Source organism: Rhodococcus sp. YH3-3, assembly GCF_001653035.1.
Lineage (GTDB): Bacteria > Actinomycetota > Actinomycetes > Mycobacteriales > Mycobacteriaceae > Rhodococcus_F > Rhodococcus_F qingshengii.
Genome location: NZ_BCWH01000002.1, coordinates 495,557 through 510,788 on the forward strand (window position 1 = coordinate 495,557; position 15,232 = coordinate 510,788).

The following is a 15,232-nucleotide window of genomic DNA, read 5'->3' on the forward strand; positions in this document are numbered from 1 at the left end:
CACGAGTGCGAGGCCGGCACCCGCAGCGGCGCCCGCCGCGACGAGGCTGACACGGGTCGCGGTGCCGACCGATCCTTGAAGGGTCGGCCGGATGTCAGGGACGTCGGTCTGCAGTGGGCCGTGTGAGAGAACAGTAGTCATCAGATCCTCCGAAGTGTTTGTGGTTCAGGAAAAGTGTCGAGCCGAAGTCGCAGCGAAAAGTGATGAGCCAGAGTTCACAGCACTGTGATGACTCCGATCATGTACGGGTGGACGGAGCACGAATATTCGTAGACGCCGACGCTCTCGAACGTGTGCCGGAACGTTCCGTCTCCGGTGATACCGCTGTCGAACAGGCCGGGTGATTCCACGTGATGCAGGAGTCCGCCGTCGTCGAAGCGCCACTCGACGGTGCCGCCGTGCTCCACGGTGACATCCATCGGACTGAACTGAACATTGCTGATCTCGACCACCACGTCGGGGACGGGATCTTCTGTGCCGCAAGCTGGGACACACGTCGCCGCGACGGCGAGGCCGAAGCCGGCGATCCACCTCCTCACTATTGAACGATCACGGTGCCCACCATCATCGGGTGGGGCGTGCAGTGGTAGGTGAAGGTTCCGGCGTCGTCGAACGTGTACGAGAAGGTTCCCTCGGTGAGCAACTCGCTCTTCAGTTTCCCGTCGAGATCACCGTTGCCGACCACGTCGTGGGGGAGTCCGCTGTCGTCGAACTTCCATTCGACGGTCTGTCCCTTCTCGATGGTGACCGATGCCGGTGTGTACGCCATGTTCTTCACCTCGATCACGACTGCAGGTTCGTCCGACGACGCACCGGCATCACTACTGCAGGCGGTGAGGCTCAGGGCAGCGCACGCGGCCAGGAAAGCGGGAACGAGTTTCTTCATGAGGTGTTCTCTCCATTCTTCGACTTGTCAGCGGACGTAACGCAGATTTGCCGTCATGCCGGCCTCGAAGTGGTAGGCGTTGTGGCAGTGGAACATCCACTCGCCGGGATTGTCGGCGTCGAACTCGATGGCAAGCTCGGTGCCGGGTAGGACGTTGACGGTGTCGCGGCGAAGTCCGCCGTAATCCGGTACCGCAAACGTGTGGCCGTGGGTGTGCATGGGGTGCCACATCGTGGACGCGTTCTTCATCGTGATCCGGACCCGTTCGCCCTGTTTCATGACGAGCTTGCCTGCATCGGCCCCCGCCATTCCCCAGACGTACCGATCGCCGGCCTGGATCAACTCGATGCGGTAGTCGCGATCAGGCGATTTCGTCTCGAGCCGTGCGGATTCCGTGGGCCGGAGTTCGCTTTCGGTGACCAGTCGGCCGGCCAGTTCCGAGAGGTTTCCGCCGACATCCGGGTTCGCCAGCGCCAACGCGTCGGTGCTGCGTAGGACGGTCGACGCATAACCATCTCGGCCCTCGACCTTCGCCACCACCGGCCATGTTCCCGACTTCACCGTCACCAGTACGTCGTAGCGTTGGGCCATTCCGACGATGATGGTGTCAGCGGGAGTTGGTTCCACGTCGTAGCCATCGGTAGCGACGATTGTCATCTCGTGACCGGCCACAGCAAACCGGTACGGAGTTTCGGCCGCTGCGTTGATGATTCGCAGTCGCAGGGTCGAACCGGGCGCTGCAGTGACGACAGCAGGATCGTTGGGTGGCCGCCCGTTGATCAAGTGCAGTGGATACGCGATGTGTTGAGTCATCCCGCCGAGTGGTTCGGAAGAACCGTGTCCGCCGCTCACCAACTGTTGCGCGACGGACATGTCGGCTTCCGAGTGTTCCGCCGGAGTTGTTGCCCCACCGCCGTGTCCGCCGTGCCCGCCCGAAATTGCCGGGTTCAGGGCCATCAGGACGGAATCCGGTGTGGTACCCAATCCGTCGAGCCAGTCGTCGAGCACCAGAACGGCATCGATGTCGGCCCCGGTGATGTCGTTCGGGTTCTCGACGATCAAGGCGCCGAACAGCCCCCGATCGGCTTGTAATCCGCTGTGCGAGTGGTACCAGTACGTTCCCGGATCCGGTGCGATGAAGTTGTACTCGAAACTCGAACCGGCGCCGATGGGAGCCTGCGTGGTGGGTGCCGCGCCATCCATGTCGTTGCGGATTCGAATTCCGTGCCAATGCAGTGTTGTTTCGGCGTCGAGGCCGTTCTGGACGCTGACGTTCACCCGGTCACCGGACTTCAGGCGAAGTTCCGGAGCCACCGCAGCGCCTCCGTACGTCCACGTGTCCACGAGGCGTCCGCCAAGATCTACCGTCGAGAATCCGGCGGCAAGGGCAAACGCAGCGGTGGTCCCGTTCCAGGCTCGCGCCGATTCTGCGGCGGCAACTTCCGGGTCGGTGGGCAGGATGTAGTCGAGATCGGTCGTCGGCGTCGGAGATGCTGCAGTGGAACTGCATCCGGCAATCGTCCCCATTGCGCCGAGCCCGAGTGCTCCGGCGCCGAGTGCTCCCAAACTCAGGAAGCGGCGCCGGCCCATCACCACACCTGATCCGGGACGACTCATCGGAGTACTTCTGGTGTGATCAACCCGCTGACATCCCCGACGTTGCCCGAGACATCGACGGAACTGACCTGCTCGCCGGTGCTCGCGTTGTAACCCACGATCTTCTGCGGAGCGGAGCCTTCGACCTCAGGTCCCGAACCGAGCACGTAGAACGTGGCGCCGTCGACGGAAAAGGTCATGCTCTTGATGTCTGTCAAGCCGAGGTCTGCAAGCGTCAAGCTCTTCACCGGGGCGAAGGTCGTTGCATCGGACAAGTCGATCTTGACCAGTGAGCCTCCCCGAGCAGAGTCCGGATGAATCGCCGTGTCCGTGTACGCGATTGCGAGCCGGGTTGCGTCGGCGTTGATGACGTTCTCCGAGAATCGACCGGAGTCCTGCCCGGCGTTTCCGATCGGCTTGACACCTTCCTGAGGTAGTCCGTTGGAGAAGTCGAAGACGTACACATCGCCGTTCTCACTGACCAGCAAGGCTTTATTCGCTTCCGAGGCCCACGTGACCTTACGGGTGGAGACAAAATCCTCGGGTAGGACCTTGCTTCGGGCGGTTTCCTTCGGAACACCGTCGTCACCGATCGTGACGTGCAGCAGTTCCCGGGTGTCCTCGCAGACGCTGTACAGCTCGTGATCGACCATCCACGTGAACGGACCGCAGCCGACTATCTGGAGTGCACCGGTCGCTTCCTTCTTCTCGAGGTCGACCACTCTGATGCCGTACAAACCGTCGTCCCACGTGACGAAGAACTTGCCGTCGGACGTCACGGCGTTCGAGCCGGGACGGGAATGTACGCGTGCGACGTCCGGAAGCATGACCTCGGCTGGTTCCAGTAGGTTCCCGGAGTAGGTGCTGACCGTGAAATCTGCCGCGCCGCGGGAACCTCGGGGCCGCCACACCTCGGCAGCGAGCACCGCAGGATCCTCGGCGGAATCCCCGACGAATCCGTGAATGACCGGATCCCAGATACCCGGGCCGACGGTGATCCGGCTCTCGGCCACACCGGTTTTCGGATCGATGACGTTGACGCTGAGCTCGAGTTGGCCGAATCCACCTTCGACGCCCAGCAAGCGGTCAGCTGCGATCGGGGTGATCGAACCGACGTGCAACGGCTCGGGAATGGTGTCGCCGATTTCCTGGTCGTCGTGACCGAGGGAGATTCCTTCACCTGGAGCAGTGAACGGAACTGTCGGATAGGTGACATCACCTGCGCTGGAGGGTTCGTCGTTGTCGGACGAACTGCAGCCGGCCAGCGCGAGTACGACGGTGAGTGGGATGACGGCAACGGCGGGTCGCGCCAGTTTTCGGGTTCGCGGACTGCTCATGATCCGGCACCGACCTTGGGGCGCTCGGCCGGTCGAGTCTGGCAGTCCTCACCGATGATGGGCGCCATCGTGCAGGTGTATGCCTGAGACTCGTCGGAGACACACCAGATGATTTCCTGGTCGTAGCTTCCGGAGACCGGGTTGTACATCACGGCCTGCATGTCCGGTTCGCCGCAGAATGCGTTGGAACACGAAGGTGCACCGCAGCAGTCGTAGTAAGCGATCAGATAGGTCTTGCCGGTGTCAGGGTTGGTGCAGCATCCGACCCAGAACTCTGCGCCGGGCTTGCTGCCGGGGGCGCAGGTGGTGACACCGCCGCCGTTGCATGCGGCACAGGACGTTCCGTCCATGTTGCACCAGCGCCAGTACTCGCACTCGGCCGGATCTTTACCGTCGTAGACAGGGACAAGAGGTTCGGGGCCAGGTGCCGGCGCAGGAACCTCGGGCTCTTGGGCGAAGGCACTACGTGTCACGGGAAGTGTGCTGATCAGTGCCACTCCTGACACGCCCATGGTCCACTTGCCGATCCGACTGATCATGGATCGCCGCGAAACTCGTTCGGAGAGTTTACGACCGGTTCGACTGGTGAGCGAACCGCCTTGGCCCGCCATCCATTCGGCCTGGGCCTGAACTGTCGCCTCGTCGACGGGATATCGGTTCTCCGTCATGTTGTGCTGCGGGAATTCATTGTCGTCCAACGATTTTCTCCTGATTCGTGAAGAGGATCGAACTGTGCAGGAAGATCAGGCCGCGCTGCCGGATTTCGCCTGGGCATGAAGGTGCTGGAGTGAGGGGGTGCCGGATTCGAGCGCATTGAGCAGGCTTTCCACCTGAGCCATGTGATTGCACAGGCCCTTTCCTCGGATCTTGCCGTGCTCGTCGAGAATCACGCCGTACGGAGTGGTGCCCACTTGGTACGCGATACCGACGTCTCGAGCGTCGATGTAACTGAGCTCGGAACCGATCCCGCTGCCGGCCAGGAACTCGCGATGCTCTTCGGGTGTTCCGTCCGAGATGATGATCACGTCGAGATCCGATTCGGCTCGGGCCATTGCCCTTACGCCGGGAAGAAGGCTCTTGCACGTCGAGCAACTCGGTGCTGTGAACAGCAGGAGTTGCGGTTTGTCGCGGTGACCACCGACTCCGACGGTCCGTCCTTCCTGATCGATGAGACCGGCAAACGATGGGCCGGCCTGTTCGACCTTGGGCCCGGTATCCATCATCCGGGCACCGAGAGGTCCGAGACGTACTTGTACGCGGCCGATTTCACGAGCCAGAGCAAGAACCATCAAGAACAGTACGGCTACGGCGATCACCAGGATCACTGTCGCGACAAGGAGGAAAGTGGTCATCGTGGTAGTCCTGCCTTCGAGTTTTCAGTGGTGGGGATGTAAGTTCACGAGCCGTACCGGGACGCGGTTTCGGCGGTTCGGAGGCGGATGGAGGCGCTCGACAGATAGTCGTCGACTGGGCGTCGTCCGAGGTGGACCACCGAACGAATCTGTGCGAGAGCAACTCCAGCCAGGACGAGGAGGAATCCGAAGGTCGCCGCCACGACCTGGACGCCGATCTCAGCCTGTCCGGCGGTGACCGACAGTGCCACAGCGAGCACCGCGAGTGTTCCGGCGCGAACGGCGTGGAACCATCCGATACGCGGAATCTCGCCGACTCCGAATGCAAAACATCCGCAGTCCAGATCGCGTCGCCCACGCAGGAGGTTGATCGTGAGGCCCGTGAAGAACGACGCGAACATGACGGCAGCAACCAAGGCGGCGAGGCGATGGGCCACGCCGAGAACCAGGAGGATGCCAACGACGGTTTCCGCGACGGGAAGGATGCGAGCGATCGGTACTTCGAGTCGCACCGGCAACACTTTGTATCCGCGCACCGAACGAAGGACCCCGTCGTGGTCGTTCAGCTTGGGAATGCCGGCGAGCAGGAGAACAAATCCGATGATCGCCGAAGTGGTGGCGCTGACCAAGTGCATGCTTCCTCCGTTCTTCTCGGGTAGTGCCGGTGGTGTGTGGGACACATCCTGTACGGGCGATGCTGCGAACCCGCGTCGACCGCGCTACGCCTGGACGAGGTGCAACTGAGAGAGCAGTTGTCGTGTGAGAATCGGAGAACTCGCAGGTCAAGGTGCTCCCGGAGGGGCCGGATACCGTCGGCCGCCCTTGATCCGGCATGACGCTGGGTGGGAAACAGAGTCGGATTCTCACTTGAAAGTTCTGTGCGCGCCATCGTGGAAACTGCGCGGAAACATAAGCGGACTAACTTGACCGAATTCTGACAATTCGCTCGTAGGTTCGGGCCTGGACGCGACGGACGGTGACACATGGCCGTGAGTGCGGCACTGCGTGCGGCGATCACGCGAGCGCAGAATGCGGATCAACACAGTGAGCCCGTGTTCTCCCCGCTCCGTGGTCTCGGACGAGGACGTCTGACCCCGATCGACCTGTTGGGGCAATCACTTTCCACGATCGCTCCGGCAACGGGAATGGTGTTCATCGCCCTGTGGATGATCACCTACAGTCCCGGCTACGTCGGGTTGGCTGCGATTGCTGCGACAACTTCGGCGGTGTTTCTCGTTGCGTTCTGCATCACTCAGTTCACGCGGAGACTGGCAGCAGCAGGATCGTTGTACAGCTTCGTCTTCCAAGGCTCCGGTATCCGGGCGACACTGACGGCGGGTGCCGCACTGGTACTCGGGTATCTCGGAATCTCGGTTTCGGTTTTCTCGCAGGCAGTTCCGAGTCTGCTCGATACCATCGCCATTGTCGGCCCCGACGTGCGAGGGCCTGCCGCGACGGTGATCACGACGGTGGCGATTGCCCTGGCCGTCGCGTGGATTGCAGTGCGAGGCGTCCGGTTCGCCACCCGAGCGATCCTGGTCGTCGAAGCGTGCTCGTTGATTCTCATCGTCGTGGTCATGCTGGCGACGCACAGTGACACGACAACTGCTGTTGCCCTGCCGAATCCGTCGCTGAGTGCAGTTCCGTTTCTCGCGATGCTGACGGTGCTCAGCATGGCGGGCTTCGAAAGCTCGGCCTTCTTCGGCCCGGAAGCGAAACGACCACTCATCAGCGTCACACGCACGGTTCTCATTTCGCCGATCATCTGCGGGGTCCTCTTCGTTTTTGCGGCCTGGGCGGCGATGACCGGCCACGGCGCAACGATCGTCGGAGCGTACTTCGAAGGAACGGCATCCGGAGCCAGCGCGGAAGTGGTTCTGGCAGTCAAGATCGGAATGACGTGTTCCTGGTTCGCATCCACTCTCGGTTGTGCGCAGGCGGGTTCGCGGTTGTTGTACTCGATGGGGATCGAACGGGTACTGCCTGCGCCGCTCGCTCGCGTACACAGACGGTTCCGCACCCCGTACGTTGCGGTACTTGCGTTCGTCGCGGTAAGTGCGGCGGGCGTATTCATCTATTCGGATACGGTTCGCGACGATTCGGGATCCTTCGACGGCGTGGTGGAGACCGCGTTGGTCTGCGCTTACACGCTGGTGGCCTTTGCTTCGTGGAAGTTCTTGCGCCGAATCGGGGAACATACGTCGCTGACCCGGATATGCACCCTGTCCGTGAGTACCGCCGGTGCTGGTCTACTGGTCTACATCGTTCTCGACGGTGCGGTTCACGGGATGTGGGCACTGCCGATCGCTGCTCTTGCTGTTGCGGTGTCGGGGACAGTGTGGAGTGCATTGCTCCGTAGAGCCAGACCTGAAAGCCTTCTGATGGTTGGCGCTTTCGACAGCGTCGAGACGGCGGACCTGTTGCCCGGTGCTGGCACTCTGCTGATCGACGGTGACGGGCGAAGGCGACTCGTTCCGGATCGTGGGACCGCCGAGGGTGACTCGCCGGAGCATGGGCGGTGACCGCGGACCGTGCAACCGCTGGTCCACGATCAGGCAAACAGATCGGCGAAGAGACCCACTTCAGTGGACAACAACCGCGTGCGGTTCAGAAGGCGCTGGGGATGCTCGAGGCGGTGGCTCATCTGGGACCGGGAACAACCGCGAAGGAGATCGCCACTTTTGCAGGCGTTCCATCGGCCACGGCGTACCGGATGCTGAATCTGCTGGTGGCGGAGGGCTTTCTCGTGCGGGTGCCGGATCTGTCAGGGTTCGCGTTGGGACGTCGGACTGCCGAGCTCTCGCATGCGGCGTCGTCGAGTGGTCCGGCGCCGACGCTGCACGAGCGCGTCGAGGACATGCGGACACACACGAGGTTCGGATTGCACGTCGCGTCATTCGCCGGTGGGCGCTTGCGGTTCGTCGACAAGGATCCGGACCACGAGATCATTGGAATAGCGGCACTGGCCAAGAACCTTCACGCGAATGCGCTGGGGAAGGTTCTGTTGGCGCACGACGAGCGGTTGCTTTCGGGTTTAGAACTTCGCCGGGTCACGGAGTTCACCCTCGGTGATTTCGATGCGTTGTATGAGCAGTTGAGGTCTGTTCGCCTGCAGGGTTTTGCATTCGAGAACCAGGAATGCCGCCTGGGTCGATCCGCGGTGGCAGTACCGGTTCGAGATCACGCAGACCAGGTGGCAGGCGGGTTGTGTGTTCAGGGAGCGAGCGGGCGAGTGACGGACGAGGATCGAGAGTTGGTCGGTTTCCTACTCGATTGTGCGCGTCAGCTCACCGGATTGCTCTGACGTCACACGCGCAGGCTCAGGGGGAGCCCGGCGGTCATCAGGACCACGGACTCCGATTCACTGGCGATTCGGCTGTTCACCAGACCGAGTAGATCGCGGAACAGCCTCCCGGACTTCGTGTCCGGGACGACGCCGCTTCCCACTTCGTTCGTGACGGCGACAATCGGAACCGGACAGGCGGTCCAGGCGTCGGCCAACCGGTCGATATCTGCGTGGACGGCGCTGAGATCTTTTGTCGCCCACGCCTGGTGTCGATCCAGACGTGCGGTCAACCACGTGCCTAGGCAATCGAGCAGGACCGGTGTTGTTGCGGCTGCGAGAATCTCGGTCACTTCGGAGGTCTCTACCGTCGTCCACGTCGACGGCCTCCGCGCGCGATGCGACGCAATTCGTTCGATCCAGTCGGGATCGTCGTCCTGCGGATCCCCGGTGGCGATGTACGTGACGTTCCGGTAGCCGGCAAGCAGGCCCTCCGCGTAAGTGGACTTGCCCGAGCGGGCGCCACCGGTGACCAGAGTTCGATGGCTCTGTCCTACCCCGATCTCGAGCACAGTTCCATCCGGAACCGCTCGCGCCCCGGACGTTCGAAGTTCCTCCGCGAGTTCGTTTTCGACCGGGTTGTGGTGCCCGAGGTGTACGGCGACCACATCGGTTCGATCGGTGATCGCGTCGCAGTTGCGTAGTCGGCTCACCGTCTCCGCGAAACTCGGCAGATCATGGTGCCCGGTGCCGTGGTCAGTTTTGTAGCCGAAGGTCTCTTCGAGAAACACGGCGTCGAAACGCGCGTCGGCAAGTGCGTCGACAGTTGATTCGGGCAAAGGCCCGGTGTCGGTGGCCCAGAAGATTCGGGTTCCGGATGCGTCGGTGATGTCGTAGAGAAGGGTGGGTACTTCGTGCGCGGCCTCGAGTGCGCGAACACGATAGGTGCCCAACATGATCGACTGGTCGGTCTCGAGCGGTGTGAAGGTCACCGGGTCGTCCGGGCCTACCCAGTCTCGGCAGAGATCGAGCGCGTCGGGTGGTCCGAGAACCTGTAGTGGTTCGGTGCGCGAGGCCCAGGACCGGAACAGCAATGCCATCGGGCCGAGGTGATCGGGATGAGAATGCGTCAACAGGATGTGTTCGACGTGTGCCAGCGTGCGACCGAATCGCGACGCGGCACGCGGTACTTCGGGTCCACAGTCCAACAGGATTCTGTTGTCCACCAGGGCGGCAGTGTGCCCGCGGATGGTTTCACTCGACAGGGCGGCCAGGCAGGAAGGGCAGGTACAGAACGGGTTCGGCCAACCGTCGGCAGCACCGGTGCCGAGCATCACCAATTCCATCAGCGGGTGCCTTCCTGCCGAATCGGAACAACTATGGGACCGCTGGGCCGGTCCAGGATTTCGACCCGAGCGCCGTACACGCGGCCGAGGAGGTCTGCCTCCAGCACCGCTGAGGGAGTGCCGTCGGCAACGACGCTGCCCTTGTCCAGCAGCACGATTCGTCGACCGTACTGACCCGCGAGAGTGAGGTCGTGCATCGCGGCGATGACCGTGATGTTGTCGGCTTCACGCAGTTCCTCCACCAAGTCGAGAACCTGCTGCTGGTGGCCGATGTCGAGGGCACTGGTGGGTTCGTCCAGGAGCAGTACCTGCGGTTCTTGAGCCAATGCCCGAGCCAGGACCACGCGCTGCAATTCGCCACCGGAAAGTTCGGTGGCTCGTCGATCTGCGAACTCGGTGAGGTCGAGCCTCTCGATCACCGAAGAGATCACCGAACGATCTGTGGCGGTTTCGGTTCCGAAGCGTCGTAGATACGGTGTACGGCCGAGCGCAACCAGTTCGGCAACCGTCGCGCCCTCGGGTACCACCGGGCGCTGAGGCATCAGCGCGACGACGGCGGACATGGCCTTGCGGCTCGAACTGCGTGGGTTGAGTCCCCCGACGGTGAGTTCACCGGTGGACGGAATCAATCCAGCGAGGGCATGCATCAAGGTCGTCTTGCCGGCGCCGTTCGGCCCGACCACGGCAACCCAATCGCCGGGTGTCACATCGAGATCGATGCCGTCGACGACGTCTTTGCCGCCGAGGTTGATTCGGAGGTCGCGGCATCGCACTGCGGTGTCGGTCATGCGGAAACTCGACTGCGGCGCAGAACCAGAAGGAAGAACGGAGCGCCGATCATCGCGGTTACAACTCCGATGGGGAGTTCGGCCGGTGCCATGACCGTGCGGGCGGCAACGTCGGTGAGGACGAGAAACGCCGCTCCGAGCATGAGTGACAGGGGGAGAAGCAGTCGATGAGACGGGCCGACGACCAGTCGAACCGCATGGGGAACAACGATTCCGACAAAGCCGATGAGTCCACTTGCACTCACGACCGCGGCCGTTCCCAGAGTTGCGGCGAGCACCAGCACCAGGCGTGATCTGGCCGGGTCGACGCCGAGGCTGGCGGCTTCGACGTCACCGACGGCCATCACGTCGAGTACGCGCCGGTGTACCAGGATGACGGCTGAGGCCAGCGCAACGTACGGCAGGACAACGAGAACTTCCGACCAACCGTCGGTGGACAGTCCGCCGAGTAGCCAGGAATAGACCTCGCGCAGTGAATCGTCGAACCGCTGCTGAACAAAAGTCTGCGCTGCATTCGTGAACGCTGCGACTGCGACACCGGCGAGGATGATGACTACCGCGTTCTGCGGCCCGCCAATGCTTCGGCCGAGCGAATAAGTTGCGAACACTGCCAGCACACCACCGACGAAGGCGGCCATGGGAATTCCGAACATGCCCAGCGCTCCACCCGAAACGATGGCGAGGGTTGCGCCCAGTCCGGCTCCGCTGGAAACTCCGAGGAGATACGGATCTGCCAAGGGATTTCGGAACACGCCCTGGTAGGCGGCGCCGGCTACGGCCAACATTGCTCCGACCAACGCGCCCAGGACTACTCGCGGAAGCCGGATCTGCCAGAGAATGGCCTGCTGTGTTGCGGTGAGGCCGGAATCGAGGTGGATGCCGGGTATTCCGTCCAGAAGTTCGAGAATGGTCCGATCAGGCGTCAAACCGGCCGGCCCCACCAGAACACCGATCAGCAAGGCGGCGCACAGAATCAGCGCGGCGCCGAGCAGAACGGCGGTCCGATGTTGGGAGATACCGGCTTTGATCATCGAGTGCTCAGGCCGCGGGAACTTGGGCAACGATGGCCGCGACGGCCTTCACCTGGTCGGCGACACGAGGTCCCCAGCGGCTGGAGAGGTCTTCGTCGAGCACATGGATCTGGTTGCCGGTAACCGCTTTCATGCCGCTCCACCCGGGTCGAGCGGCGACGGATTCTGCTGTCACTCCACAGCATTGGGAGTCTGCGAGAAAGATGAGATCGGGATTGGCCTGTACCACGAATTCGGCGGACAACTGCGGATAGTCACCCTGCCCCGCGGCGTCGGCGATGCTCTTCATTCCGAACAGCGAGTAGATCTGCCCGACGAAGCTCGAACTCGTGACGGTGTAGAGCGAGGAGTCGAGTTCGTGGAAGTACGTCAGCGGCTGTTGGCGCGCAGGAACACTGGCGACAGCGGCGTCGATGTCCGAGCGCATGGTGTCGACAACTTCGGTGCCCTTGTCCTCGTGGCCGGTGGCCTTCGCGACGCGCTCGATTTGGGCGTAGACGTCGTCGATGCTCGTCGCTGCCGGTAGTAGGAGGGTCGGCACCTTCGCCTTTTGCAGTCCGGAGACAAGATCGTTCATGTCATCCGATGCGATCACCAGATCCGGTGCGTAGCCGAGGATGGCTTCGACGTTCGGTTGAAAGCCCGAGAGATCGGTGACCGGGATACCGGCCGGGTAGTCGGACTGATTGTCGACGGCCTTCACCTGATCGCCCGCGCCGACGGCCCACAGGGTCTCGGTGGCGCTGGGACTGAGTGACACGATCGACTGCGGACGTGACTCGATGGTGATGTCCGTGCCGGAATCCGTGGGACCGGAAACAACAGTCACCGGGAACGAGCCGTCCGAGGCGGCTGTGGTTGCGGGTGCATCGGACGTCGAGCTACTGCAGGCACCGGCAAGCAGTGCGGTGCTCACCGTCAGTGCTGCAAGTACAGATCTGAATCTACGTGTCGGCCGAGTACTCACAGCCACCCCTCCGCTAGTGGTGAAGGGTCGCGAGCAGCGCGGCCGCGAGGCGAAGCGCCACGAGCGGTCCTTCGTCCGAGAACCATCGTGTCGCCACGAGGCCGGTGACCTGACTCGTTCGCCTCGAGTAGTGACGGGCGAATTCACAGTTGCGTCGACAGTGCCGGGGTTTCACCGAACTTCACACGAGCAGCGTGGCACCCCGGTGAACCGGGGCATCTGCACTTTACAGGGGTCGTCTGGCTTGACCCGGGAGGTCAAGGCAGGGTAAATATCTATTCCACTAATGAACTAGTGAAAGGGTTCGGATGATCGACTTCCGTATCGACCGCCGATCCGGCATTCCCACTTACGTGCAATTGGTCCTTCAGGTGAAGCAGGCGCTCAGGCTCGGTGATCTCCAAGTCGGGGATCGGCTGCCCACAGCCAAGGACGTCGTGGGAGCGCTCGCGATCAACCCGAACACAGTCCTGAAGGCCTACAAGGAACTCGAGCGCGACGGGCTTGTTGCCCCGAGGCCCGGATTGGGCACGTTCGTCGTGAAGTCCCTGGCCAAGCCCGGTATGGCGGAAAGCTCTGCGCTGCGGCGCGAGTTGGCCCGCTGGGTGGCAGATGCCGTGGCTGCTGGACTCGAGCGCACGGACATCGAAGCACTGGTGAGTTTGGAACTCGAGAAGACGTTCATCGAAACAGATCCGTCCGGAAAGCAGGGGGAGACATCATGACTGAGCAAGAATCGGCGCTCACGATGCAGGACGTGGACAAGCGCTTCGGTAAGAAGAAGGTGCTCGACGCCTGCACCTTCGAGGTCGCAACAGGAAGCATCACTGCCCTGGTCGGGGTGAACGGAGCGGGCAAGTCCACACTGATGTCCTTGGCGGTCGGGTTGACGATGCCTGACCATGGTTCGATCTCCGTCCTGGGCAGCACGCCGGATCAGGACGGCATCTGTCCAGGCCTGTCGTACCTCGCTCAGCACAAGCCGCTGTATCCCAAATTCACTGTTGCAGAACTTCTTCGATTCGGCGCATATACCAACGACGAGTGGGATGCGAAGTACGCTCTGGATCTGGTGGAGCGCGCTGGAATTGCTCTAGATGCGAAGGCGAAAGCCCTGTCGCCAGGTCAACGAACCAGGGTTGCACTGGCTTTGGCACTCGGGCGCAGGCCGCAGTTGCTTCTACTCGACGAGCCTCTGGCAGATCTCGATCCGGTGGCACGGCGGTCTGTCGCGACCACTCTGCTCGAAGACGTTGCCGAGTACGGCACCACGGTTCTGTTGTCTTCACACATCGTCTCCGAATTGGCAGACGTATCGGATCGACTTCTTCTGCTGGGCGGCGGAAACGCGAGATTGTCCGGTCCGTTGGATGAATTGATCTCTGCCCATTACGTATTGATCGGGGACGGCGATCCTTCGGACGTGGTCGGCGCCGGTGCGGTCATTCATACCGACAAGGGGATGCGGTCGAATTCTCACGTGGTGGAGGGAATCCGTCCGAGCCCTCGGGCCGGCTGGGTGATCGACGACGCAACTCTCGACGACGTGGTGCTCGGGCACCTGAGCGCAGAAACGATGGTGGCGGCATGATCTGGGTTACGTGGCGGCACCACCGGACATCGCTCGTTGTGTCGCTTGGATTCATCGCAGCTTTGGCTATGGCAGCGATAGTCGGCGGGATCGGAACTCGAAGTAGCTTGGGTACAGAGGGCCGAGGAACGTACTTCGGGTGTGTCGGGGTCGGATGGGACTGCTGGGCGGATACCGCCGTTACCGGCGTGAACACGATCGCCGCCGCCTTACCGGTACTACTCGGGGCGCTGGTGGGCGCGACGGTATTCTCCCGCGACATCGATCAGCAAACACATGTTCTCGGTCTGACGCAGTCGGTGAGTCGAGCACGATGGTTCTGGATGCGAGTCGTTGTTGTCTTTCTTCCGCTCACTGCCGCAGCCGCGATCCTCGGTTTCATTCTCGAAGCCGCTCGGGTTGGATTCGAGAGTTGGAGTTATGTGGTCAACGTCGGACCCGTTCAGTCGTACGGAATGAGTTCGATGCTCTTCCCTCTGTTCAATTCCAGCGGAATCGTCTTGGGTGCATACACTTTCATGGCGTTGGTCGCCGGAGCTGCGGTATCACTGCTGGTGCGATCACCCATCGCCGCGGTGGCCGTCACCTTGGTCGCCGTCGCAGGTTTGATGGTGGGATTTCAGAATCTGGCACGGCCGCACTATGCCGAGCCGACTGTGCTGACGCAAGGTATCGACCACGACACCTTCTACGCAACTTACGTCATGGACTCCTCGATGGCGTGGGTGATACGGAGTGGATACACCGACGCCAACGGGAAGCCGGTCGAGATCGACTATCAGGCGTGCACTACCGATACAGCCGGCAATGAATACGATCAGCGATCCGACGAGAGTGACGTGGATTTCTATGTTCGCCAGAAAGCCTTCTTGGCCCAACTCGACGCCGAATATCGTGCGTGTGTGCTCGCGCAGGGAGTGGACCACTACGAAACCTGGTACCACTCGGTCGACCAGGTCAGACGATTCCAATTCACGGAAGCTGCACTCGTCCTGATCCTTTCGGGATTGCTCCTCCTGCCTGCGCTCTGGGGTCTACGACGCCTCAAGCCGTGA

At 62.1% G+C, this 15,232-nt stretch carries 16 protein-coding genes and 1 pseudogene; 5 read left to right on the forward strand and 12 right to left on the reverse strand.

Annotated features, from left to right (window positions below):
* The 8 genes and pseudogenes from YH3_RS36685 to YH3_RS15040 form a co-directional block, all read right to left on the reverse strand.
* Positions 1-141: pseudogene (locus YH3_RS36685) on the reverse strand (methylamine utilization protein); the annotation flags it as partial.
* 74 nt (positions 142-215) lie between these two features.
* Positions 216-539, reverse strand: coding sequence for a cupredoxin domain-containing protein (locus tag YH3_RS15010; RefSeq protein WP_080712742.1), 324 nt, complete (start codon positions 537-539; stop codon positions 216-218).
* A complete protein-coding gene (locus tag YH3_RS15015; RefSeq protein WP_003940240.1) occupies positions 539-886 on the reverse strand; it encodes a plastocyanin/azurin family copper-binding protein in 348 nt (115 codons plus the stop codon). The genes YH3_RS15010 and YH3_RS15015 overlap by 1 nt, the downstream gene beginning before the upstream one ends.
* A gap of 27 nt (positions 887-913) precedes the next feature.
* Positions 914-2,503: a multicopper oxidase family protein gene (locus YH3_RS15020; protein ID WP_047271941.1), complete on the reverse strand. Its 1,590-nt coding sequence runs from the start codon at positions 2,501-2,503 to the stop codon at positions 914-916.
* Positions 2,500-3,819, reverse strand: coding sequence for a hypothetical protein (locus tag YH3_RS15025; RefSeq protein ID WP_064443659.1), 1,320 nt, complete (start codon positions 3,817-3,819; stop codon positions 2,500-2,502). Before YH3_RS15025 ends, YH3_RS15020 begins: the two co-directional genes overlap by 4 nt.
* Positions 3,816-4,487, reverse strand: coding sequence for a methylamine dehydrogenase light chain (locus YH3_RS15030; RefSeq protein WP_029256402.1), 672 nt, complete (start codon positions 4,485-4,487; stop codon positions 3,816-3,818). The genes YH3_RS15025 and YH3_RS15030 overlap by 4 nt, the downstream gene beginning before the upstream one ends.
* A 75-nt stretch (positions 4,488-4,562) precedes the next feature.
* The gene (locus tag YH3_RS15035; protein ID WP_019745575.1) at positions 4,563-5,171 is read right to left on the reverse strand and encodes a redoxin domain-containing protein; all 609 of its coding nucleotides are present in this window, start codon (positions 5,169-5,171) and stop codon (positions 4,563-4,565) included.
* A gap of 44 nt (positions 5,172-5,215) precedes the next feature.
* Positions 5,216-5,806: a MauE/DoxX family redox-associated membrane protein gene (locus tag YH3_RS15040; protein WP_042447222.1), complete on the reverse strand. Its 591-nt coding sequence runs from the start codon at positions 5,804-5,806 to the stop codon at positions 5,216-5,218.
* Between the two features lie 348 nt (positions 5,807-6,154).
* Here YH3_RS15040 and YH3_RS15045 point away from each other — a divergent pair, with 348 nt between their 5' ends.
* Together YH3_RS15045 and YH3_RS15050 are read left to right on the forward strand one after the other, a co-directional pair.
* The gene (locus YH3_RS15045; protein WP_042447105.1) at positions 6,155-7,693 is read left to right on the forward strand and encodes an APC family permease; all 1,539 of its coding nucleotides are present in this window, start codon (positions 6,155-6,157) and stop codon (positions 7,691-7,693) included.
* Positions 7,690-8,475 carry an IclR family transcriptional regulator gene (locus YH3_RS15050; RefSeq protein WP_019745572.1) on the forward strand — a complete coding sequence of 262 codons (786 nt, stop codon included), beginning with the start codon at positions 7,690-7,692 and terminating at the stop codon, positions 8,473-8,475. The genes YH3_RS15045 and YH3_RS15050 overlap by 4 nt, the downstream gene beginning before the upstream one ends.
* 2 nt (positions 8,476-8,477) lie before the next feature.
* Here YH3_RS15050 and cobU read toward each other — a convergent pair whose 3' ends face one another.
* From cobU to YH3_RS15070, 4 genes are read right to left on the reverse strand one after another with little or no spacing between them, the layout of a single operon-like run.
* Positions 8,478-9,800 (reverse strand): bifunctional adenosylcobinamide kinase/adenosylcobinamide-phosphate guanylyltransferase, encoded by a 1,323-nt coding sequence (cobU, locus tag YH3_RS15055; RefSeq protein ID WP_042447101.1) that lies wholly within the window; start codon positions 9,798-9,800, stop codon positions 8,478-8,480.
* The gene (locus YH3_RS15060; protein WP_042447098.1) at positions 9,800-10,588 is read right to left on the reverse strand and encodes an ABC transporter ATP-binding protein; all 789 of its coding nucleotides are present in this window, start codon (positions 10,586-10,588) and stop codon (positions 9,800-9,802) included. The genes cobU and YH3_RS15060 overlap by 1 nt, the downstream gene beginning before the upstream one ends.
* Positions 10,585-11,619: an iron ABC transporter permease gene (locus YH3_RS15065; RefSeq protein ID WP_019745569.1), complete on the reverse strand. Its 1,035-nt coding sequence runs from the start codon at positions 11,617-11,619 to the stop codon at positions 10,585-10,587. The genes YH3_RS15060 and YH3_RS15065 overlap by 4 nt, the downstream gene beginning before the upstream one ends.
* A 7-nt stretch (positions 11,620-11,626) precedes the next feature.
* Positions 11,627-12,586 carry an ABC transporter substrate-binding protein gene (locus YH3_RS15070; RefSeq protein WP_020970983.1) on the reverse strand — a complete coding sequence of 320 codons (960 nt, stop codon included), beginning with the start codon at positions 12,584-12,586 and terminating at the stop codon, positions 11,627-11,629.
* Between the two features lie 308 nt (positions 12,587-12,894).
* Between YH3_RS15070 and YH3_RS15075 the strand changes: the two genes are divergently transcribed.
* From YH3_RS15075 to YH3_RS15085, 3 genes are read left to right on the forward strand one after another with little or no spacing between them, the layout of a single operon-like run.
* Complete coding sequence (locus YH3_RS15075) at positions 12,895-13,311, forward strand: GntR family transcriptional regulator (protein WP_003939899.1); 417 nt, start codon at positions 12,895-12,897, stop codon at positions 13,309-13,311.
* Positions 13,308-14,177, forward strand: coding sequence for an ABC transporter ATP-binding protein (locus tag YH3_RS15080; protein ID WP_042447091.1), 870 nt, complete (start codon positions 13,308-13,310; stop codon positions 14,175-14,177). Before YH3_RS15075 ends, YH3_RS15080 begins: the two co-directional genes overlap by 4 nt.
* Positions 14,174-15,232: a hypothetical protein gene (locus YH3_RS15085; RefSeq protein WP_042447087.1), complete on the forward strand. Its 1,059-nt coding sequence runs from the start codon at positions 14,174-14,176 to the stop codon at positions 15,230-15,232. Before YH3_RS15080 ends, YH3_RS15085 begins: the two co-directional genes overlap by 4 nt.

Coding starts and splice junctions, on each gene's coding strand:
- YH3_RS15065 (WP_019745569.1), bottom strand. CDS start 11,619: ATGATCAAAGCCGGTATCTCCCAACATCGGACCGCCGTTCTGCTCGGC.
- YH3_RS15025 (WP_064443659.1), bottom strand. CDS start 3,819: ATGAGCAGTCCGCGAACCCGAAAACTGGCGCGACCCGCCGTTGCCGTC.
- YH3_RS15035 (WP_019745575.1), bottom strand. CDS start 5,171: ATGACCACTTTCCTCCTTGTCGCGACAGTGATCCTGGTGATCGCCGTA.
- cobU (WP_042447101.1), bottom strand. CDS start 9,800: ATGGAATTGGTGATGCTCGGCACCGGTGCTGCCGACGGTTGGCCGAAC.
- YH3_RS15060 (WP_042447098.1), bottom strand. CDS start 10,588: ATGACCGACACCGCAGTGCGATGCCGCGACCTCCGAATCAACCTCGGC.
- YH3_RS15015 (WP_003940240.1), bottom strand. CDS start 886: ATGAAGAAACTCGTTCCCGCTTTCCTGGCCGCGTGCGCTGCCCTGAGC.
- YH3_RS15075 (WP_003939899.1), top strand. CDS start 12,895: ATGATCGACTTCCGTATCGACCGCCGATCCGGCATTCCCACTTACGTG.
- YH3_RS15030 (WP_029256402.1), bottom strand. CDS start 4,487: ATGACGGAGAACCGATATCCCGTCGACGAGGCGACAGTTCAGGCCCAG.
- YH3_RS15085 (WP_042447087.1), top strand. CDS start 14,174: ATGATCTGGGTTACGTGGCGGCACCACCGGACATCGCTCGTTGTGTCG.
- YH3_RS15045 (WP_042447105.1), top strand. CDS start 6,155: ATGGCCGTGAGTGCGGCACTGCGTGCGGCGATCACGCGAGCGCAGAAT.
- YH3_RS15080 (WP_042447091.1), top strand. CDS start 13,308: ATGACTGAGCAAGAATCGGCGCTCACGATGCAGGACGTGGACAAGCGC.
- YH3_RS15040 (WP_042447222.1), bottom strand. CDS start 5,806: ATGCACTTGGTCAGCGCCACCACTTCGGCGATCATCGGATTTGTTCTC.
- YH3_RS15020 (WP_047271941.1), bottom strand. CDS start 2,503: ATGAGTCGTCCCGGATCAGGTGTGGTGATGGGCCGGCGCCGCTTCCTG.